This window comes from Paenibacillus sp. NPDC057886, assembly GCF_042796655.1.
In the GTDB taxonomy this organism is placed as follows: Bacteria; Bacillota; Bacilli; order Paenibacillales; family Paenibacillaceae; genus Paenibacillus.
Genome location: NZ_JBHVMZ010000001.1, coordinates 1,603,128 through 1,623,294 on the forward strand (window position 1 = coordinate 1,603,128; position 20,167 = coordinate 1,623,294).

17 protein-coding genes and 1 pseudogene are annotated in these 20,167 nt (G+C 48.9%); 1 reads left to right on the top strand and 17 read right to left on the bottom strand.

The window, feature by feature from the left end; translation table 11 throughout:
- The 15 genes from ACFVQB_RS07080 to ACFVQB_RS07150 all read right to left on the bottom strand — a co-directional run.
- Nucleotides 1-1,413, bottom strand: a 1,413-nt coding sequence (locus ACFVQB_RS07080) for a C1 family peptidase (RefSeq protein WP_379436082.1), incomplete at its 3' end; no start/stop codon positions are given.
- A 712-nt stretch (nucleotides 1,414-2,125) separates the two neighbouring features.
- A complete protein-coding gene (gene tnpA, locus ACFVQB_RS07085) occupies nucleotides 2,126-2,545 on the bottom strand; it encodes an IS200/IS605 family transposase (RefSeq protein ID WP_379436085.1) in 420 nt (139 codons plus the stop codon).
- Nucleotides 2,546-2,725: 180 nt separating this feature from the next.
- Complete coding sequence (gene ggt / locus ACFVQB_RS07090; RefSeq protein ID WP_379436381.1) at nucleotides 2,726-4,306, bottom strand: gamma-glutamyltransferase; 1,581 nt, start codon at nucleotides 4,304-4,306, stop codon at nucleotides 2,726-2,728.
- Between the two features lie 58 nt (nucleotides 4,307-4,364).
- Entirely contained in the window at nucleotides 4,365-5,693 is a 1,329-nt protein-coding gene (locus ACFVQB_RS07095) for an amidohydrolase family protein (protein ID WP_379436088.1), read from the bottom strand.
- Complete coding sequence (locus ACFVQB_RS07100; RefSeq protein ID WP_090898515.1) at nucleotides 5,690-6,130, bottom strand: cupin domain-containing protein; 441 nt, start codon at nucleotides 6,128-6,130, stop codon at nucleotides 5,690-5,692. Before ACFVQB_RS07100 ends, ACFVQB_RS07095 begins: the two co-directional genes overlap by 4 nt.
- A gap of 46 nt (nucleotides 6,131-6,176) precedes the next feature.
- Nucleotides 6,177-7,859, bottom strand: a complete 1,683-nt coding sequence (locus ACFVQB_RS07105; RefSeq protein WP_379436091.1) for a CocE/NonD family hydrolase — start codon at nucleotides 7,857-7,859, stop codon at nucleotides 6,177-6,179.
- Nucleotides 7,860-7,955: 96 nt separating this feature from the next.
- Nucleotides 7,956-9,290: an FAD-binding oxidoreductase gene (locus tag ACFVQB_RS07110; protein ID WP_379436094.1), complete on the bottom strand. Its 1,335-nt coding sequence runs from the start codon at nucleotides 9,288-9,290 to the stop codon at nucleotides 7,956-7,958.
- 46 nt (nucleotides 9,291-9,336) lie between these two features.
- Entirely contained in the window at nucleotides 9,337-10,353 is a 1,017-nt protein-coding gene (locus ACFVQB_RS07115) for an ABC transporter substrate-binding protein (RefSeq protein WP_379436097.1), read from the bottom strand.
- A gap of 35 nt (nucleotides 10,354-10,388) precedes the next feature.
- Entirely contained in the window at nucleotides 10,389-11,255 is an 867-nt protein-coding gene (locus ACFVQB_RS07120; protein ID WP_379436099.1) for a fumarylacetoacetate hydrolase family protein, read from the bottom strand.
- Nucleotides 11,252-12,094, bottom strand: a complete 843-nt coding sequence (locus tag ACFVQB_RS07125; protein WP_379436101.1) for a creatininase family protein — start codon at nucleotides 12,092-12,094, stop codon at nucleotides 11,252-11,254. Before ACFVQB_RS07125 ends, ACFVQB_RS07120 begins: the two co-directional genes overlap by 4 nt.
- A 72-nt stretch (nucleotides 12,095-12,166) precedes the next feature.
- Entirely contained in the window at nucleotides 12,167-13,354 is a 1,188-nt protein-coding gene (locus tag ACFVQB_RS07130) for an amidase (RefSeq protein WP_379436103.1), read from the bottom strand.
- A gap of 21 nt (nucleotides 13,355-13,375) precedes the next feature.
- Nucleotides 13,376-14,188 (bottom strand): cysteine hydrolase family protein, encoded by an 813-nt coding sequence (locus ACFVQB_RS07135; RefSeq protein WP_379436105.1) that lies wholly within the window; start codon nucleotides 14,186-14,188, stop codon nucleotides 13,376-13,378.
- A gap of 63 nt (nucleotides 14,189-14,251) precedes the next feature.
- On the bottom strand, nucleotides 14,252-15,280 hold the full coding sequence (locus ACFVQB_RS07140) for an ABC transporter substrate-binding protein (protein ID WP_379436107.1): 1,029 nt from the start codon (nucleotides 15,278-15,280) through the stop codon (nucleotides 14,252-14,254).
- 26 nt (nucleotides 15,281-15,306) lie between these two features.
- Nucleotides 15,307-16,185 (bottom strand): ABC transporter permease, encoded by an 879-nt coding sequence (locus tag ACFVQB_RS07145; RefSeq protein ID WP_379436110.1) that lies wholly within the window; start codon nucleotides 16,183-16,185, stop codon nucleotides 15,307-15,309.
- Nucleotides 16,186-16,215: 30 nt separating this feature from the next.
- Nucleotides 16,216-17,013 (bottom strand): ABC transporter ATP-binding protein, encoded by a 798-nt coding sequence (locus ACFVQB_RS07150; RefSeq protein ID WP_379436113.1) that lies wholly within the window; start codon nucleotides 17,011-17,013, stop codon nucleotides 16,216-16,218.
- Between the two features lie 273 nt (nucleotides 17,014-17,286).
- Between ACFVQB_RS07150 and ACFVQB_RS07155 the strand changes: the two genes are divergently transcribed.
- Entirely contained in the window at nucleotides 17,287-18,873 is a 1,587-nt protein-coding gene (locus ACFVQB_RS07155) for a PucR family transcriptional regulator (RefSeq protein ID WP_379436115.1), read from the top strand.
- A gap of 345 nt (nucleotides 18,874-19,218) precedes the next feature.
- Here ACFVQB_RS07155 and ACFVQB_RS07160 read toward each other — a convergent pair.
- Both ACFVQB_RS07160 and ACFVQB_RS07165 read right to left on the bottom strand, forming a co-directional pair.
- A pseudogene (locus ACFVQB_RS07160) lies at nucleotides 19,219-19,503 on the bottom strand (TrmO family methyltransferase domain-containing protein); the annotation flags it as partial.
- Nucleotides 19,504-19,606: 103 nt separating this feature from the next.
- Nucleotides 19,607-20,155, bottom strand: coding sequence for a carboxymuconolactone decarboxylase family protein (locus ACFVQB_RS07165; protein WP_379436118.1), 549 nt, complete (start codon nucleotides 20,153-20,155; stop codon nucleotides 19,607-19,609).
- Nucleotides 20,156-20,167 lie beyond the last annotated feature (12 nt).

Here is a 20,167-nt window from a genome sequence, read left to right on the forward strand (position 1 = left end):
GCCAACAGTGTTACCGGCAAGATTCCACTTTAATTCTGATCCATTGTAAGAGCCAAGCCACCAGTTATCATCACCTGGGAAGTAAAATAGGATCTCATCCATCGTTGAATTAGAAAACCTTCCCGTCCAAAACGGCCGACCGTCATTGATCCCATGACCAAAACCAGCGGTGTTACCGACGAAATGCCATTTTAGCTCCGTACCTTCAAATGCCCCAAGCCACAAATTATCGTCACCTGGGAAATAAAACAGAATATCTTCTCTTCCGTCACCATTGAAATCCCCTACCCAGAACGGCCGGCCATCGTTGATCCCATGTCCAAAACCAACAGTGTTACCGGCAAGATTCCATTTTAATTCCGATCCATTGTAAGAGCCGAGCCACCAGTTATCATCACCTGGAAAATAAAATAAGATCTCATCGTTATTAGTGTTAGAAAATTTCCCTATCCAGGTTGGACAACCTCGTGGTGCTCCTCCAAACCCATTTGTATTTCCTATAGGACTACATTTCGCATTCCCGTCTCCTGTTTTTGAACAAAGCCACCAGTCATTATTTGAATCAAAAAATAACAACTGGTCTTCGGTGCCACTAAATTTACCTATCCAACCAGAAAGTTCTGAATCATTTACGAAGAATAAGCGAATAACGAAGTCTAATGCACACCAAGCTTCAATTCCTTTCTCTCGGTTAAGATAACGGTTAATGTACTCGTAACTCAGGTAACCAAAACCTTTGTCTCCCCACCAATCACCCCAAGAATTTTTGAATTTCATCTTTTGATTAGTATCATCATATCCAACAATACATATTGCATGATGACTGCAGTACGTCGAATCTCCTGGAAGAGGAATAATCCCAGTTGTCTTGGCTTCGGTCCAATTGTCATAGACTGGTACACCCATAACAAATGGTCCGTTGTTAAATATACTGTTTTTCATTGCATCTAGTGAATCAAGCTTAGCATATGATAAAATTTTATTATCTGCAGCATTTGAATCAGCATTGGGGTGTGGATTGTTAGCTGAATTCGCGATATACGGCCAATATTGCCATTCGCATACCCCACGATCTGTTAGAACTTTCATTGCGGTTCTAATGTAAGTCCCTTCTTTAGGTAAGTTATCAATCTCTTTGCATTTTTGATACAGATATCGGGGTGATAATTCAATGTATTTATTTTCTTCCTTCGATTCTTGAGCCTCTTTCATGCCAACAGCACAGGCGAATCCAACACAGGTTCCTTCACTACCCTGGCTTTTAACCGGAGTAACATGAGGCGACTCATATTTTTCAGGAATAGAAGCCAAATTTAACTCCACAGGGAATTCCCGAATAATAGCAGAAAATAAAATGTCTCTTTCATCCGGCGGGGACGGTACAGCCCCAAACCCATATTCATTCAATGACATTTCAGACCTCCTACAAGCTTAATTTCTAAGCTTAAGCATCTGTTTCTTCAATAAAATTTATTCATAAGCATTTAGCCCGGGTTATACTGCACTACCCTTTGATCGCCTTTAGGCAAATCAGATAGCGAGTTCAGAAAGCCGGTTATAGTTGCGATACACTCGTTGGAATGCAGACCCAACAAGGGAAAAACAAAATAGAGAATCCCTGAAGAATGGGGATTCTCTATTTTTTGTTTATTGTGTGTTGTCATAACCATTCTCATTAAAGAGTTCAGGATCAATCTAACTTGATCTTTCAAACTATGAATTACTTAGTACTACATTCTGGTTGATATATGTTTCTATATATTTTTTTCCAGACTAATTAACTTTCTACGGGTCTACGTTTCCTCTCAACCGATTTTTCTTTCATTCTCTTATTAAGCAACAATTGTGCAGTACGAGAGCTAAACGTTTTACCGTATCCTATACATCTGACATGGAAGTAAATTTTACCGGAACTGTTGTGTCCTATTACCACGTTCATTCCCCCGTTGAATTCAACAATATTGTTCGGTCTTTTAAAATACGAAAGTTCTCAATATTAATTCTTGAAATATACACCTGTATGTCCTCCTAGGCTCTCGGACAAGAACTTGTACCGATAAAACAAAAAAGCCGCTAAATTAGCGACTTCAATAGGAATATGTTCTTGTCCCTCGACATTTACACTCTACTTATCTACCGCTTGGTCATGTGCTTCTTGTTCACGAATGTACTTTCTTACCGTTGCTTCATTTAAACCTACCGTACTCACATCAAATCCTTCTGCCCAAAATTTTCGATTCCCGTATTTGTATTTGAGCTGGGCATGCTTCTCAAAGATCATTAGCGAACTTTTTCCTTTTAGATATCCCATGAACGATGAGACTGCAATTTTCGGTGGGATCGCGACCAATATGTGTACATGATCCGGTATCATATGACCTTCTATGATCTCTACACCTTTGTACTTACATAAGCGTTTAAAAATTTCAATCAGATCTCTTCTCACTTGATTATTAATCTCTTTCCGTCTATACTTCGGGGTGAATACAATGTGGTATTTGCACATCCACTTTGTATGAGCTAGGCTGTAGCTCTTGGTTGCCATTAAAGACCATTCCTTTCACCCAGCCTGAACATCTCAAGTTTATCGGAATGGTCTTAGTGGTCAATCCCTCCACCCGCATAGCGGGTGGTTTTTGTTTCGCGCGTTTCACGCACTCAACTGGCTAAAGCCATAATAAAAGCCTGCGCGGTATACTCCCAGACCTTTCGCCCCGGTTCTCGTTTACCATCCAATAGCCGCACCGTCACAGCGGGGGTCTGTGCCCCCGAGCAGGAAACCATTGTCATCGATCATAATGGCATGCGCATGTCCCATGACTCTAGCAAAATCTTCAACTGTGTGTACCTTGTGTCCGGCGAGCTGTAAACGCTGCTGCACTTCTGCTGCGATCCGTCCCTCCACTCTCAATTCTTGCGTCGCCTCTCCCCATGTTCTTCCCCACACCCAGCGGGGTTCACGCACAGCGGTCTGGGGAGTCATGCCATAATCCACCATGCGGGTCAGCAGCGCGGTCTGTGTCTGCGGTTGACCTTCGCCTCCCTGAGTACCGTACAAGATATACGGCTTCCCATCGCGGCAAGCCATCGCCGGCATCAGCGTATGAAAGGTTCTTTTGTCCGGTTCCAGCCTGTTCACATGCGACGGATCAAGGGAGAAGAACGAGCCTCTGTTCTGCAGCAATATACCGGTGTCTCCTCCAACCACGGCCGAGCCGAACTCAAAATAGAGACTTTGGATAAATGAAACGGCATTACCCTCGCTGTCTACTACCGCCGCATATGCCGTATCATGGCCTACCGGCTGGGTATTCATCGGCAGAGCTCGCTCCATATCGATGCAGGCCGCCAGCTTCGCGGCATAGGATTTGGATAGCAGTCGGTCCAGAGGAATGGAAGAAAATTGTGGGTCTGTCAAATAACGATCGCGGTCACGGAAGCTCAGCTTCAGCGCCTCCACGAGCAAGTGATAGTACTCATAGGAACCATGCTCTATACTCTCCAAATCAAACTGCTCTAGAATTTGAAGCGCCATTATACCGGTAAAGCCCTGTGAATTCGGCGGGACCTGATAGAGATCAAGCCCTCGGTAGCTCCCTTTGATCGGCTCCACCCATTCACCTCGGTGTCTCGCAAAGTCCTCCAGTGTCAGCAGACCGCCCTGCTCCTTGAGGGAGCGAACAATCTCCTGACCCACACTGCCTGAATAAAATACGTCTCGACCCTGGTCCGCAACCTGAAGCAGGCTGCTTCCCAAAGCAGACTGCACAAAGCGGCTGCCTTGCTCCGGGACCTTGCCTCCAGGCAGATAGATGGCGGCTGTCTGTGGATAAGCAGCCAGCACATCGAAACGCTCGGCCGTATTGACATGCTGGTCCGGCGATAGCGGGAAGCCTTCCAGCGCATAACGGATCGCGGGCTCAAGCACTTCTGCCAGCGTCATCGAGCCATATTCCTGTAATATAGCATCCCAGCCGTCCACCATCCCCGGCACGGTGATGACGCTTCGGGGTCCTCGCTGCGGGATGGCTGATTCGCCGGCAAAGCAGCTGGCGGTAATCCGGCTTCCCGAACGTCCACTCGCGTTATATGTCCTTACTTTTCTCTCTTCGGTGCTATAGGTTAACCAGAAAGAATCGCCTCCCATTCCCGTCATATGTGGGTATACGACGGCAAGACAGGCGCTCACCGCCACGGCGGCATCAAAGGCGTTACCTCCCTGCTGCAAAATACGCGATCCTGCTGCGCTGGCTAAAGAATGAGGACTGACTACCATCGTCTGTGTGCCTGTGACTTGTGGAACCATCTTGCCACCTTCTTTCTCTCTTATGTTCAACTGACGGTAACTCCTGTTTGTTGTCTAATCATGTTACCAATTCAGACGCGAATGTCTGAGCTGTATGCAGAGCAGACTGCCATCTGCCGGAGGCATACACCCAGCGACTCATTTTTGTACCTGATAGCAGCTGCGTGACATCCGAAGCATCCGTGACAACAAAGTTGCAGTCATGCCCTTCTTCTATTCCATACTCGTCGCAGCCCGTGATTTCAGCAGGTATATCCGTGATCATCCGCAGCAGCTGTACTAAATCCCGTTCACTGCCCATATGGGCAGCATACGATGTGATTTGGGCGATCTGTATCAGATCCCCGCGGCCGAACGGATGGAACGGGTCTTGAATATTGTCGGAGGCCGCAGCAAGCGGAATGCCTTCGGCAAGCAGCTCGTTAATGCGTGTTGTGCCCCGTCTTACCAGGCCGCGATCTTCCCGTCCCTGAAGATACAGGTTCACCGCAGGCAGCGTTACCGCGTTCAGACCGGCTTCCTTCATCTTCGCCATCACATGCTGTGCATCTTTTTCTGTCATTGCGGACAACGAGCACAGATGATCTGCCGTCACTCTGCCCTGATAACCGTAGCGAATCGTATGCTCTGCGATGCTCAGCACGGTTTTTTTTCCGGGATGATCACTTTCATCTGCATGCAGATCAATGGGTACGCCGAAACGTTCCGCTAACCGAAAAATCCTGCTAATCTCCCGTTCAGGGTCGTCTGCGAGATGAGGGGCTCCACCCAGTACATCAATTCCCATCCGCACTGCTTCCTCGATTGCCTCATCCGCAGCTTCATGATTGCCTCGGAACGGAACCATGAGCGCATATTGGATAGCCATACGGCCCTTCAACTTCTCCCGTACTTCCAAGGCTGCCTCGATCGTCCGAAAGGCCACCTCTCTCCCCAAATGAACAGGGAAGTCAAGGTGGCTCCTTATGGTCGTGGTCCCGTAGCTCAGTGCCATTCTGGCGGCAGTCAGCATGCGTTCCGCTAGCTGCTCCTTGCTGAATGTCTGTACAGCCTGGCTGTAATTAAGAATGGCTTCATGAAGTGTGCCGGATCGGTTCGACACCTGCGAGAGCGAAAAGGCCTTATCCAGATGCATATGACAGTCAACCAGGCCAGGAAGCATCATGCCGCCCTGCAGATCGATGCAATCCGCGTCTGCCAACCGTTTCAGATCCGAACCGGCCTGATGCGGGACCATCAGACGGGAAGCACCGCTTTCCCGTGCATCAAGGAAACGATCTTGCCGACGGATACTAACCCATTTTCCAACCTCCGCCTTTAGTTCATAAAGACAGAGGTCTTCCCGGTGCGGAAGGCGTACATTAATGAAACGCAGCCCAGCACTCATTGTGCGGTAGCCAGCGCCTGAAGCACCGCCAGATCCTCCTCGTCAAGCTCGGTGGCTGGACCCGCTTTGATCATATCCGAGAACATCTCGTCCGGCACCATGGTCGTCAGACAATACAGACGTGTGCTGCCCGTGTTAATAATATCGTGATGGTTGCCCGGTGGGATGATAATGAATGAGCCTTGGCGGATCGGAGTCTCATACTCGTTGCCAACTTTGGCTAGCCCCTCCCCTTTTAACACATAAAAATATTCATAAGCCTCCCTGTGTTCATTGGATGGAGTTCTGCCTCCAACCTCGAAGATCTCCACAAATGAAGTGAAAGGAACCTGCTCCCTGTCGCACAGCAGGATGAACTTATTCGTATCCTGTGCGGAAATTTTGTGGACGGGACAATTCTCAAAGTTACCAGCAACCAGACCTGGAATGTTCACCATATACATTCAACCTCACTTTGATTGATTTTAATTTATGCTTCGCTTTTTATCTTTTTACCGGCAGCCTCAAACAGGATATGTCCTGTTCTGTACTGCGAACAGCCGTGGTGGCAATCTTCAACCCACCTGTTCCCGTGCTGTTCGTCTCGTCCCTAACACCATTCGGATGCCGGGCGAATAACGGGAAGGCACTGCCTGTCAACTCAAGCCGGACATACGAGCCAGCCGGAAGGGTGGCCGCCAAGGGACGCAGCCGGATCTGCGCTGTTCTCCATTCATTGGAAGCATCTGCTCCTTCACTGCAGATTTCCGTGCGACCCACACTCAGTAGCCGGGCCGTCCCTTTCTCGGATACGGTGGTGAGGATGGCCACCAGATCCGTCGGACCTCCCAATGTTTGGTACTGCACGGATAACTCCGGGGACCCAAAAATCGGGATATCCTCTGCAAGCGGTCCTCCCGTATATACCAGAATCTCTTGCCGTTCCTGAATGGCAGCTCGGTCGGACGGCAGGTAAGAGTCCAGACGCATCGGCAGACGTGAGTCGTACACGAATACATCCGGCACAGCCTCCTCCACATCTTCCTTATGCTTTTCGAGTCTCCCCCCACCTGCCGCACCATTCGCCGGGGTCTGTGACCCGGACAGATAAAACCATTCGGACGGAGAAGCCCCATCCTCAAATAGAGAAGGCAGCTGTTCCGCCGTATGCCATTCATGACTCAATTGGTCAAAATATCGGATCGGCAGTTCACCAAGCAGTTCCATGTCTTCCTTGCCCTTCAGCCAATAATCAAACCAGCGCAGCTGCTCCAGATGATGACCACCATCCGCCTGCTCGCCATGATCGATTCCGCCCGCTCTGCGCCCCCATGGAATGTGGGCCCACGGGCCAACAATGAGCCGATGAAAGCAATCCGGCGTGGCCGTAGCTTGCAGAGCTTCGAACGACTGTAACGTGCCCATGAGGAAACCGTCATACCATCCCCCAATATGAAGCGCCGGCACGGGTTCCTTTACGATATCGTTGATCCAGTTCATCTGCTCCCAGTACTCATCGTACGCTTGATGATCGATCCAATCATAAAATGCGGGAAAGTATTGCTCCAGAATCGGATGTCTTTCATTCAATGGCATTTTCCAAAGCATCTCATCGGGGCTGCGCATGAGTCGTGAGCATTGCTCTGCCGTTTCGAAGTCACCCGCTCTTTGTGCCGTGTCACGAGCCAGCTGGAAAGCCCACGGCAGATGGTTGCCAAGTGCGAACGAACCATGCGGGTAAAATAAGCCATGATACATGTCTGCCGGACACATGCTCGGTGCAATCGCCTGGAGCGCAGGGGGGTGAAGGGAAGCTGCTGCCCATTGTGTTAGACCTTGATAAGAGAAACCGTACATGCCTACTTTCCCGGTCGAGCCGGACAGACCGGCTGCCCACTTGATGGTATCAAATCCGTCCTCTGCTTCTTGAACAAACGGATTAAATTCGCCTTCCGACTCACCCCGCCCCCTGACGTCCTGGATTACAACGATATATCCCTTACTTGCATACCAGACGGGGTGGGCATGCGTAACGGTAGAAGCAATCGACCTTCCGTAGGGCTGGCGCATCAGCAGCACAGGATATTCTCCTGTCTCGTCCGGCAGGTATATATCTGAATACAACGTTATACCGTCGCGCATTGTGCAAGGGACCTTTCGCCGGATGACCACATTTCCAAATTTCATGCAACTCGCTCCTTTGCTGTAGATACGGATTGACTATTAAAATCCGCATGGCACGTTAACTGCTGCAGGTTGCGCCATTCTTCCATCATCCGTTGATCAGACACCGCTAACAGCCGAACGCTTTAATTTTTCCTGATTCAAAATGCCCTTAGGGTCGTTGTGATGTTTAATTTCCCACAAACGATCATGCGCGTAGGATCGCCCGCCCTCCTTCAAATCCCAAGTGTGCGGATTATTTACTCTAACCCGGTTTTCCTCGTAACGTTCCATTAGCTGATTCAGGTTTTCCTCCGTTGTGAACGGAACCAACGGCAGGCCAGAGATCAGCAAATTTCCGTTTTGGCGGGCAAACTCGATGTGATTCATCACTTCTGGATATTCCTTTTTCATAGAGGAGATTTGCTCAAGGGCACAGGATGAATCAAAATTCAGCTGCAGATAGGTTAAGCCGGGGTCTGCCTTGCGCGCCCACAAAGTCGTATGATTCCATGTGAAATCGGAGACACCTACACCTTTGTGATACTGTTCGGCAGAGACCTTCATAGCCAAGTGACCTCCATACTCCGATAGGATACGTTCAAGCTGGGATTCGTTGGCCGTATCCACTTCCAGTAATGCGACAGCACGGTCAGCGGGGAGATCAAGCGGAAGAAAATAGGATGGTACCGGCCATTCATGGATGGAGATTAGCCGTTTCACCAAGGAAGTGTCCTCAGCAACCGACTGTCCAAAGCGAAAAGCCTGTTCAAAACCGTCAAAGGTTACGGCCCACTGCATCCATTCCACTCGGGGAGCCAGATTGATTTCCACTTCGGACAAAATGCCGATTGTACCGTAAGTATGCAGGTAAGGCAGCACCTCGTCCCCTTGGAGCTCAATGGTACGGGGATGAACCTCAACGGTCTTGATTTTTAGCGAACGTACCAGCCCATCCCAGATCGTCCCCCAGCTGATCGAACCGATGCCGCCAAAACCGCCGCATAAAAACCCGCCGATCGTCGCGGATTGAAAAGTGGAAGGCATCGTACGCAGCTCGTAACCTGCCTTGCGGGCAGTAGATTCCATTTTGCCGAGTCTAGCCCCGGCCTGGATCCGCATCGTGCCTTCTCCCATTTCGAGCACCTTGTTGTATTTGGCCAGATTCAGGACGATTCCGCCTGTGACCGGAACACATTGGCCATAGTTGCCGGTGCCGTTCCCCCTGATGGTTAGCGGAACTCCCAGCTCTGCTGCTATGGAGAGCAGATCGTCAAGTTCTTCCTCGGTGCGCGGACTGGCGATGCACTCGGCGACCTTACCCTGCAGCTGACTGGCCAGCACAGGAGAGAAGTGATGATAATCCATCGAATATTTGGCAAGCGCCGCCTCCTCCCACTGCAGCAATTCCGGATCCATGCGTTCTTTCAATACGGCTATCCAATGTTCATTCATTCGGTTCCCCTCCCGTATTTGTAAAACTGATCTCCATAGGAATCTCTTAGGATTTCGGCAAGAATTCATCCGTAAACACCTTGCTGACATCAGGCTCCTCTTTCAATGCCCCAATCTCCTTAAGCTGCTTTCCGAGCTCCGTCCAGCGTTCCTCTGTCATGTAGCCAACGCCATGTGTCGCCGCATCACCTTCGTATACAAACGGGATAAGCGCTTCTGAGGCATAGTTCAGCTTTTCTTTCGTAAAATCAGGGTTTTCCTTTAAAATGACGTCATTCACGGTATCATAATTGGTCTTGTAATAATCCCAGCCCTTCATCGAAGCCTCGACATAACCGCGCACAATATCAGGATGATCCTGAATATACTGCTCCGTTGTGAACAGCACATTGGAATACGGGTTATAACCGGCGTCTGCCAGTAGCAGGAAATTAATATCCACATTCTGCTGCTTCATCTCGTACGGCTCACTGGTTACATATCCCTGAATGGCAACCGTTTCATCGGCTACAAAAGGAGCCAGAGAACCGGTATAAGCCAATTCCTTCACGTTACCCAATTGGTATTTACTCTTCACAAAGTCCCAAAACACCGAGCCCGTCCCCACGTATACGGAGCGGTTGTTCAAATCGGCCAGGGAGGACATGTTCTGATTGGCATGAACCATAAGTCCCTGCGGGCTTTTCTGGAATATCGTCGCAATTGCTACAAGAGGGATTCCTTCTTCACGAGCGACCAGCAATTGATCCGCTGTAGCCAGTCCGAACTGCGCCTTGCCTGAAGCCACGATCTGTGTTGGAGACACCTGCGGCCCACCTGCCTGGATGGTCATATCGAGACCAGCCTCATTGTAATATCCTTGCTCCTTTGCCGCATACAGACCCCCGTGCTCTGCTTGTGCAAACCAGTTCGTCACCTGTGTAATTGCCGTCAGTTCCTCGCTTCCCCCCGTAGCAGAGGCATTCTCAGCAGTTGGCTGATTCCCGCAAGCCGCCAGTAATGTGGATAAGGAAAATATTGCTGCAAGTAAAACGACAGTTCCCTTTTGTCTGTACTTGTTCATCTCATTACCACTCCCCAAGGAAAATTACGGATGATTTACTCTACTACTGCTACCGGATTTCGAAGCGTCATAAAGCCACTGATTCTACACTCGGCGACATCTCCTTGCTGAATTCGGACGGATCCGGGTGTGCCCGTCATGATCACATCTCCCGGATGAAGAGTCATCATCTGTGAAAAATACGAGACAATGAACCATGGATGATACATCATGTGAGACACCGTATTGCTATGAATAACCTCATCATTCAACACCGTTTCAACGATGAGGTTCTGCAGATCGCCTATTTCGTCAGGTGTTATTAGTTGTGGTCCGAGACTGAAAAATGTATCGAATACCTTGGATCGCTGCAGGAATCTGGGGTTCCGTGCGTGAATGTCCTGGTTAGTCATATCCAGCGTTGCGGCAAAACCGGCAATGACCTCCTGCGCACGTTCTTCCGGCACATTTTTGCAGGTTCGGCCGATGATAATGCCAAGCTCTGCTTCTGATGTCACATTCACATCCTGAGCGTTCAGCTGGATACACTCTTCCGGCCCGATCAGGCTGGAGTCCGGCTTCATGAAGCAGACCGGCTCACGATCTGGAGGAGTGGATGCGAGGTCGATCGCTTTTTGCACATAATTCATGCCAATTCCCCATATTTTACGAGGGTGGCGGAAGAGCGGAGCAGGTATAGCTTCTTCTGAAGGTATGAAAGGGATAGATGAAACTGTTCTGTCCCCGTGCTTCTGATACCACTGGACAAGCTCCTCTAGCTGGCTTTGCTGCAAGATCTCCATAACGGAGGTGCGCCATGAGCTTCCTTCCGCCCTGTTGATCTCCTCTAGAAGAAAGAATCGTTCCGCATGTCCAATCGCTGCTTGTTCACCATCGCCGTGTTTCAGACTGACGAGCTTCACGGGGTACTTCCTGCTGGCTGTTGAACCGGTTCAGTCCCCCGGACATCGGTGATTTCAAAATCACACAGTTCCTCCAGCGCCTCTGACAAAATCGTTGAGATTCGTTCCTGAATAATGCTGCCTTTCTCCGGCGTGGCCGTCGTAGCATCACCAGCAATACCGGTAGCGGAGATATCAGCCATCTTCCAGGCAAAACGAATTTTCCCTTCTAATGTAAGAAAGCGGTAAGAGGACATATCAGGAAGCTCTTTGACAAGGAACTCCTTCTTCACCCAGTCCGGTTTAATGGACATCACGAGAGAGGTCTCATAATCGCCACCATGAATACCGTATTCCAGCTCCTCGGAAGACAGGAGATCCTCTGCCACATTCAGACTGCTGGGACTGAGATAGAAAACCATCATCCCCGTTCTGATCCGTATTTCTCGGGATACCGTATTTAGCAAATCCACGTTGCCGCCATGGGTATTAAACAACAGTAACTTGCGAAAACCACTGGCCTTCAGACTTTCTGCAATGTCCAGCATGATGGCATGCAGTGTGCTCGCAGATAAGGAAATGGTGCCCGGAAGTCCGATATGTTCATTGCTTTTGCCATACGAAACCGGAGGCAGCAGCCAGATCTCCTTATCCGCCCGCACCCGCTCCAGCGTTTGGGATAAGGTCGCTTCCCCAATCAAAGTGTCCGTATATACGGGCAGATGGGGGCCATGCTGCTCCACAGCTCCGACTGGGAGAATAACCAGCGCCTTATCCTTCGGCAGTTCTTTGACCTGTTTGCTTGTCAGACGGGGCAAAAATCGTTCCTCCCACGCTGTTCCTTCATATCGTTGAAACATAACTGACACCCTTTCTCCTGCGATTTTATTGTTTTTACGCGTAGCTTCATGTCCATATATCGAATGATGCTCTTATCCCTTTACTTCTGAATTTACTACTGAAAGAACGGATGTGGCCCATTCCAGCAGACGTTGATCCTGTCCCGGACCTGCAATGATCGAAATACCGACCGGGCGGCCCAGTGCCTCCGCAGCGGGAATCGTAAGCTGCGGCAGACCCGACAAGCCGGAAATGCAGGTTAAACGCATCGTTTTCACTCTTCGTTCTTCAATTAAAGGCCCGCCCAAGCCCAGCTTCGGGGCCGCTCCAGTCGTCGTCGGAATCACAAGCACCGTATCCGTTCTGAGCAGGTCAGTCATGTGCTTGCACACCTCGACTCGGCGTTTGGCTGCCTTCTCCTGATCGGCACGTTCAACAGTGCTTGCCCAGGAGAATCGCCCGGCCGTATCTGGCCCGAAGGTCGGCTGCTCACGTTCAATCCACGCCCCGTGCTCCTGCCATATTTCATAGCCCTGGATCGTCCTGAACATGGTCATCCATTCAGGTAGACCCTGCGGGGCGATGCGAACCGTTTCATGGCTCGCAGCCATGCTGCACAGCAGCTTCAGGTAAGGGGCAAGCGCCTCTTTGCTCTCAGTGTCAGCAAGCTCCCACGCATCCTCACCGATGAGCACCCGGCTGAAGCCTGTACCCGAGTCTGTCTGCGGCAAAAGCACTTCTCCTACCCGGCACAGCGTCTCGAGATCACGTGCCATCCAGCCGACAGTGTCGAAGCTGGGAGCAAGTGGAATAACGCTTTTCGTGGAGACAATGCCATGCGATGGACGCATTCCATAAATTCCACAGTACGAAGATGGCACACGCACCGATCCTCCCGTATCTGTTCCAAGGGAGAAGTCAGCAAGCCCAGCGGCGACAGCAACCGCCGATCCGCTCGATGAACCGCCAGGGATACGATCGGGAGCCCTTGGATTCACTGGAGTTCCATAATGAACATTTTCACCATTCAAGCTGAACATCAGCTCATCCGTATGCGTCATCCCCGTTAGTCGAGCTCCTTGCTGCAATAGCAGGTTGAGCGTTTCCGCGTGTTCCGCCTCGGGCCCATGCGTCTGGAGCCAACGTGGATTACCCGCGCCATTTGTATTGCCACGGACGGCAAACACATCCTTGACCATAAAGCTGAGTCCGTTCAGCTTACCCTTTCCTGTCGGTTCAACGTTTACCTGGTTGACAACGGCGTTCCATTGGTCCTTCATTGCGTCATCCCATCCTTCCGTTCAGCCTTCTAGCGATGCCAGCTCTTCCGAGTTGTTTCTCTCTATAGGGGTCGCTGCCCCGTTCAGCTCTTCTACCAACCAAGTGGAATCCGCAACGAAGCCATAACATTGCTTGATATTGTACAATGTCGCTTCTATGCAGAAATCCGGGGAGCTTGTTGCCGAGCAATCCTCCAGAAGTATGCCGTCATATCCGAGACAAGCCGCGTCCTGCAGTGTATGCATGACACACTGATCGAGATTTACCCCGGCAAACAACACCGTTTGAATATTAAGATTGCGTAGAATACTGTCCAGTGGTGTATCCCAAAACCCGCTCATGCGATATTTATCCACATAGATATCATCGGGGGACGAATCCAGACCATCGACAATTGCCGTTCCCCAACTGCCTTTTTCCAGCACCTTGGAGCCGTTCCCCGGCAGCGGGTCCCCGATGCCGTTGCCCCGCCCATCCGAATTGTATACATGAAGCACGGATGGCGGCACGTTCATTCGGTCTTCCCGATTGCCCCAGTTCACCCATATCACAGGCACTCCCGCTTTGCGCAGCTCGGGCATCAGTCGGTTAAGCCGGCTGACCGGGTTAAGGAGCGGAGAGGTATCGACCCCAATGGAATCCAGCCATCCACCCGGTGTACAGAAATCATTCTGCATATCGATGACAATAACTGCCGTATGCTCGAGATCAAATATGACTTCCTGCGGCTGTGCAGGGAGGGTTACTGACTTGCCGTACTTTTGCGTTCGCCTTAGATCAACCAGCGTTTCGGACACTTGCCAATAGCTCTTTCGATTTCCAAGTTTGAACATATTAAGTCCCCTCATTTTTTCTGAAATTTCTGATTTGAAGCTTCAAATACTTTTGGTTCAGGTTTATGGCTTCATTAGATACTCCGTTGTAAACGCCTGGGTAACATCTAGTGTCTTCGTTAATCCTCCGCCCTTGATCATCTGATCCTGCAGGGTGCTCCAGCGTTCCTTTGTCATGTAACCAATACCATTTGCCTCAGATTCCTTGTTAAGAATAAAGGGTTTTTCCTGCACTGCTTCATAATTCATTGCTTCTACCGTCATATCGGGATTGTAGGTTTGAATAAACGGGTTTACCTTTTCATAGTTGTCTAGATAATAGCTCCAACCTTTCTGACTTGCCTGCACCACAGCTTCAACGACATCAGGGTGCTCTTTAAGATAATCTTCCGTCGTGAAAAGAACGTCTGCATAGTTCGCGTAACCGGAATCGGCGATTTTCAGATAGTCCACCTCAACCCCCTGCTGAGAAAGTGCGTAAGGCTCATTCGTGATGTAACCCTGATTGAGCGAACTCGGGTCATTGATAAAATTGACCAGCTGCCCGTTATACTTCATTTCTTTTACATCTGTCAGATTGTATTGGCTCTTGATATATTCCCAGTAAGGCACCGCTGTACCGATGTATACGGTTTTGCCGTTCAGGTCTGTGAAATCCTGAATGTTCTCCCCCTTGTGGTACATCAGAACCTGCGGTGTGCTTTGAAAACCGGCAAGGATACCGACAACAGGGATTCCCTGTTCCCGCGCCTTCAAAATTTCATCCGCGTAAGATATACCGAATTCAGCTTTGCCTGCAGCGACAAGCTGCATGGTTGACACCTCGGGGCCTCCTGGCTGAATCGTCATGTCGATCCCCTTGTCCTTATAAAAGTTCTGCTGCAATGCCGCAAAATAGCCTCCATCTTCCCCTTTGGCGTACCAGCCCTCGATCAGTTTCACCTGCTTCAAATCTGTTCCGGCTTCCCCTCCCGCCGGGGCGGCGGATTGTAGAGCGGAGGAATTGGAGCATGCGCTCAGAAGCAGTAGGATCAAAGAAGCAGCCGACAGCAGCCATTTCTTGTAACGAAAGTTCATATGATGTTTGGACATGTTGGATCTCTCCCCCGGTTCTGGTATCATTTCATTGCTGATTCATGCCAGGACTTCAAAAGTTTGTTCGACACCATGTTGATGATTAGGAAAAATGCGATTCCTAGGGCGGATGCCGCTAAACCGCAGGCGAACAGATAAGGAGTTTGCAGGCGGGTTGCCGCAACGGTAATCCCGTAACCGAGTCCGCCTTGTCCGCCACCAATGCCAGCAATGTATTCACCCACGATCGCTCCGACAACCGAACTGGAGCACGAAATTTTCAGTCCTGCCATAATGTACGGGAGTGCCGCAGGAAATCTTAGCCTCCAAATGGTTTGCAGCTTGCTTGCATTATACAAATAGAATAAATTCTTCATGTTCTGATCCGTTGAGTTCAATCCGATCAGCGTATTCGATAAAATCGGGAAAAAGCTGATTAAGAATGAAATGATCACAATGGCATTTATTCCCGCTCCGAACCAGATCACTATGATTGGCGCTACCGCAACGACCGGAATAGTCTGTAGGATAATAGCGTAGGGATATACGCTTTTTTCTACCGTTTTGGACAGGGCCAGCAGAATGGCCAATGAAATACCGAGCACTACACTGATCGTAAAACCGATCAACGCCTCAACAATGGTTGTGCTTACGGACGTAATCAAATTTACGCTGTTCTCAGCAGCGGCTGCGGCAATATCGGATGGCTTGGGCAAGATATATGGGGGCATTCCGAGTATCCGCACGATTAATTCCCATCCGCCGATAAACAGGACAAATACGACGATTGGCGGCAGAATTTTTTTCAGCAATCCAGTGACTGGGCTCTCTTCTGCCGGATGATGGCTGCGGGTATTGTCCTTCCCAGAAGCTCGGATACCTGGTGTCGTTTCAACGGCTGGATTAGCTACCATCTCTTCCATGCTGCTTCCCTCTCCTCTCATTTCTGGCTATCAATGATTCAGTACATTGGACACGCTGCGTACATATTCACCGAATTCAGGCTGGGTCCGGAATTCATCATCCCTCGGATAAGCAAACGGAATATCAATGAAATCCGAAATTTTACCGGGACGAGGTGTCATCACCACGACTTTTGTCGATAGAAACACACTTTCGAATACGTTATGCGTAATGAACAGAACCGACATCTTCTTGTCCTGTTCCCAAATATTTAGCAGTTCATTTTGCAGCGTCTGCCTGGTAATTTCATCAAGGGCACCAAACGGTTCGTCCATTAACAGCAGCTTGGGACGAGATATCAACGCTCGTGCAATTGATACTCTCATCTTCATTCCGCCTGACAACTCACGGGGCAGCACCTTCATATAATCCTTCAGGCCTACCAGCTCTAGAACCCGCTCCCCTTCGGTAATTCGCTCCTTTTTGGATACGCCACGCAAAGTAAGAGGCATGGTGACATTATCAATCAGCTTGGCCCACGGGAGCAGGGTATGCTCCTGAAATACAAAGGCAATTTCATTCTGTTTGCGTGCTTCCTTTGGGGAAGTACCCAGCACGGTCAGATGACCGGAGGTCGGTTCCGTCAAACCGGCAATCATATTGAAAATGGTAGATTTCCCGCAACCGGAAGGACCGACAAAACATAGAAATTCTCCTTCCCCCACATGCAGATTCGCATGCTGCACAGCTACAGTGCCATTGGGGTAGATTTTGCCGACATCATCGATTAGAAGCATGGAACGGCTGTCCTTTTGGGCCGCTGCCTGTTGATTTTGGGTGAGCTGCATCTGAATCCCCTCTTCTCTTTGAAGTTGTGTCCTATCATATAGCCAAAAAATATACGTGTAAATATTCCTGACACAATTTTGGTTTTTTATCTAATGGTATACGCTTTACGTTGGTTCAAAAACAGAACATTCGGTGTTTTGGGTTAACTTACATTACATACATATAACAAAAGGGATTGCAGGAATTCGCCAAGACCCTATATAATTGCTTAAAAAGTTACGTGGTGTCCGGTACCTGATTCAGATATGTATCGTTTAGGAGGAATGATTGACATGCATTTAACTATAGAAGATGCGTTGGCTGTGTACCCGTTATCGGAAGGCAAGTTGGCCGCCGGTAAAAAAGGAATTTCTCGAACGATCAGCTCCATCAATTTGATGGATGCGCCGGATGTGATCAACTGGATGAAAGAAGGGGAGCTCTTGTTGACTACAGCTTATGCGATTAGGGATTCACCCGAGGAATTTGTTAATTTGCTTCAAAAGCTGAATGAACGTGGAGCCTCCGGGCTTGGCATCAAGCTTGGTCGATACTGGGCAGAAATACCTGAGATAGCTCTGCTGGAAGCTGATCGGCTGGGCTTGCCCCTAATTGAGCTTCCCTTTCAATTCACCTTCTCCGAGCAGATCACCGCTCTCTACCAATCCGAGTTCCAACGCGATACCCGCCGGCTGAATGAATTGCTTGAAACACAGAAGAAGCTGGTTGATTTTGCGATGCAGGCGGATGAGTACACCAATTATTTTCAAAGTATCACATGCATTTTAGGGGTTCCTTTAGCCATCGTTACCTCTGAAGGACAGACCTTGTATAACATGACCCGTTGTTCCGATATGGAGCTGTTGAGGGATTGGCCCTGGAATCAGGACAACCGGTTTTACAAGTCGGCGAGCAACCTGTTGTATCGGGTCCCCCTGCTGAAAAACGGAAAGTCATACGGTTACTTGCTGATACAAACTGAAAATCTGCTGGAAGCACATGAAATGGAGGGCATTTTTCACCAAGCTTCCGTTATTCTTTCCTATCATCTGGAGGTCATCCAGAATCAGGAGGCTACTGCGGCAGGCAGTCGTCTTGGCACGGCCATGGAACGTTACTTAAAGGGGAACGCCTCTCTGAAAACGGTGCTCGAATTTGCCGAAGCATTGGGAAGCACATTCTGGAGCACGCCCTACGTATGCATGGTATCTTCCACAAGAGCGGATGCTTGGGACCATGAAAGTCAGAGGCGCAAACTGAGGGAGATTCAGAATAGGCTTCAGGACCATCCCAAAACGTCCTCCTTGGAATCCCATCATTTTTATGTGATGAACCGCATATATTCACTCTTCCCCCTTCTAGAAGAAGAGGCCAAGGATCGAAGGAAGTATGAGGATTCGGTACGTTTGTATGCGGATTTGATGCATTCATGGGACCACGGAACAAAAACATGTTTTATCAGTAAAGGGAGAACGGGCATGGAGGAGTTCATCGACGGCTTCCGGGAGTGCGGGGAGGCTGAGAGAATCAGTACGGAGCTTGGTTTAAGCGAACCGGTTGTCATGTTTGCTGACCTGGAGTTTATTTATCTCTTCAAGCATATTCCGCAGGAGGTTATGATCAGGTATTGCACTTATTTATTCCGTCCACTGCTGGACAAGGAAGAGGAATACACCAGCGAGATGATGCACACACTTGAAGCCTATTTCGCCAACAACGGCCAAGTGAATGAAACGGCACGTGAGCTATACATCCATCGCAACACCGTGCTGTACAGGCTGGAGAAAATTTCGGGGCTGCTGAATCTGGATTTGAAGAATACCGATCATCTGCTGCTCTTAAAGCTGGGACTTATGTTTAGGCACTTGATGTCGCCCTAGAGACAAATTCGAAAAAGGTCTTGGGTATTCTTAGGAGCCTAGATTCTTGGTAACCGGTCAGAGCTACCCGCGAATTGGCACCAGGCCATCGGTGTTCTTAGCTTCGTGCCAAGCCAGCTCTACCAAGCGTTCGCTCTTAGGAGTTTGCAGCAAATATTCAAAGTCATATGGATTTCCAAGATCTTCTTGCCCAACTTTTCAGTTTTAAAGGGTCAATAGCTAAATCCCTAAATATTGATAGCGCTTTTTCTTTGAAATCGAAATTGTTAAAGAAATTGTCAGTATCAATTCCCCAATTATGGTTTTTGATAGTATTAATACCTTTGCAGGAGCAGCGTATCGCGGTACATCAGGTAGGGGACGCGTACCCTGAATCGCATCCAACCCTTTTACGATCAGTTCGTTCTGTTTCCGTTCGACGAGTTCGACAATCGTGCTGCCCAATTTTTTCGGCCGATTTTTCCCGCGTTGAGCGAAAATTCCGACTTCCGGCCACTCCTTGTTGTTCCTTGGATGCCTGGCTTCATATTGAATTTTATCGTCGGATATTTTCTGGAAGTAAAACAGGATCTCCAAATGCGAAAACCCCTCGATTCCCCTGATCGATTCTTCGGACAGATCTTCGTTTAGGCACGGCTATTCAAATAACAACTGGTGTTAAATCAACAAAAAAACATGACCGCCACAGGGCGATCATGTTTTCTTTAAATCTCCACATCTCAATGCAAAACCATTAAGACTTGGCAGGTAATATATTTTTGTCAAACTCGACTTCAAACAGATATTCGTCCAAATCAACCTTCATCGCTTCATTGAAAATGTTTGATGCAATCATTTTGCATCCGACCGTGGTGATTAGCACAATCTCTTCTGAGGTGAATTCGCTTCTTAATTTATCGTAGATAGACTCATCAATGGTGTTTGGATTGTTAACCAATCCACGACCATAATTAATCAATACTTTTTCGATTTTAGTGAATTCGAACTCATTAAAGCTGATGTTCAGATCGCGGAGAAGCTTGGCATGATAGGTGGAGCAGACCAGACACTCATTTTCAGTCGAGATCGCATAACAGTAAAAATAAATAGCGCGGCTGCCAATGATTTTTTGCAGCTCATTACGCACCGGATAGAATTCCATCGCATCAAAAGACGGCATGGAATACAACAATGTTTTAACCATATTCGTTACTCGATTACCATTTTTGATTCGTTCATCTACAAAATCCTTGGCTTCTTGAGACATGTCTTCGTATTGTAATGCGGGTACCACACTGCTCATGAAAATTCCTCT

Bases quoted from the DNA above. Each gene is read 5' to 3' on its own strand.
- tnpA (WP_379436085.1), bottom strand. From the start codon at position 2,545: ATGGCAACCAAGAGCTACAGCCTAGCTCATACAAAGTGGATGTGCAAA.
- ggt (WP_379436381.1), bottom strand. From the start codon at position 4,306: ATGGTTCCACAAGTCACAGGCACACAGACGATGGTAGTCAGTCCTCAT.
- ACFVQB_RS07095 (WP_379436088.1), bottom strand. From the start codon at position 5,693: ATGAGTGCTGGGCTGCGTTTCATTAATGTACGCCTTCCGCACCGGGAA.
- ACFVQB_RS07100 (WP_090898515.1), bottom strand. From the start codon at position 6,130: ATGGTGAACATTCCAGGTCTGGTTGCTGGTAACTTTGAGAATTGTCCC.
- ACFVQB_RS07105 (WP_379436091.1), bottom strand. From the start codon at position 7,859: ATGAAATTTGGAAATGTGGTCATCCGGCGAAAGGTCCCTTGCACAATG.
- ACFVQB_RS07110 (WP_379436094.1), bottom strand. From the start codon at position 9,290: ATGAATGAACATTGGATAGCCGTATTGAAAGAACGCATGGATCCGGAA.
- ACFVQB_RS07115 (WP_379436097.1), bottom strand. From the start codon at position 10,353: ATGAACAAGTACAGACAAAAGGGAACTGTCGTTTTACTTGCAGCAATA.
- ACFVQB_RS07125 (WP_379436101.1), bottom strand. From the start codon at position 12,094: ATGTTTCAACGATATGAAGGAACAGCGTGGGAGGAACGATTTTTGCCC.
- ACFVQB_RS07130 (WP_379436103.1), bottom strand. From the start codon at position 13,354: ATGAAGGACCAATGGAACGCCGTTGTCAACCAGGTAAACGTTGAACCG.
- ACFVQB_RS07135 (WP_379436105.1), bottom strand. From the start codon at position 14,188: ATGTTCAAACTTGGAAATCGAAAGAGCTATTGGCAAGTGTCCGAAACG.
- ACFVQB_RS07140 (WP_379436107.1), bottom strand. From the start codon at position 15,280: ATGTCCAAACATCATATGAACTTTCGTTACAAGAAATGGCTGCTGTCG.
- ACFVQB_RS07145 (WP_379436110.1), bottom strand. From the start codon at position 16,185: ATGGAAGAGATGGTAGCTAATCCAGCCGTTGAAACGACACCAGGTATC.
- ACFVQB_RS07150 (WP_379436113.1), bottom strand. From the start codon at position 17,013: ATGCAGCTCACCCAAAATCAACAGGCAGCGGCCCAAAAGGACAGCCGT.
- ACFVQB_RS07155 (WP_379436115.1), top strand. From the start codon at position 17,287: ATGCATTTAACTATAGAAGATGCGTTGGCTGTGTACCCGTTATCGGAA.
- ACFVQB_RS07165 (WP_379436118.1), bottom strand. From the start codon at position 20,155: ATGAGCAGTGTGGTACCCGCATTACAATACGAAGACATGTCTCAAGAA.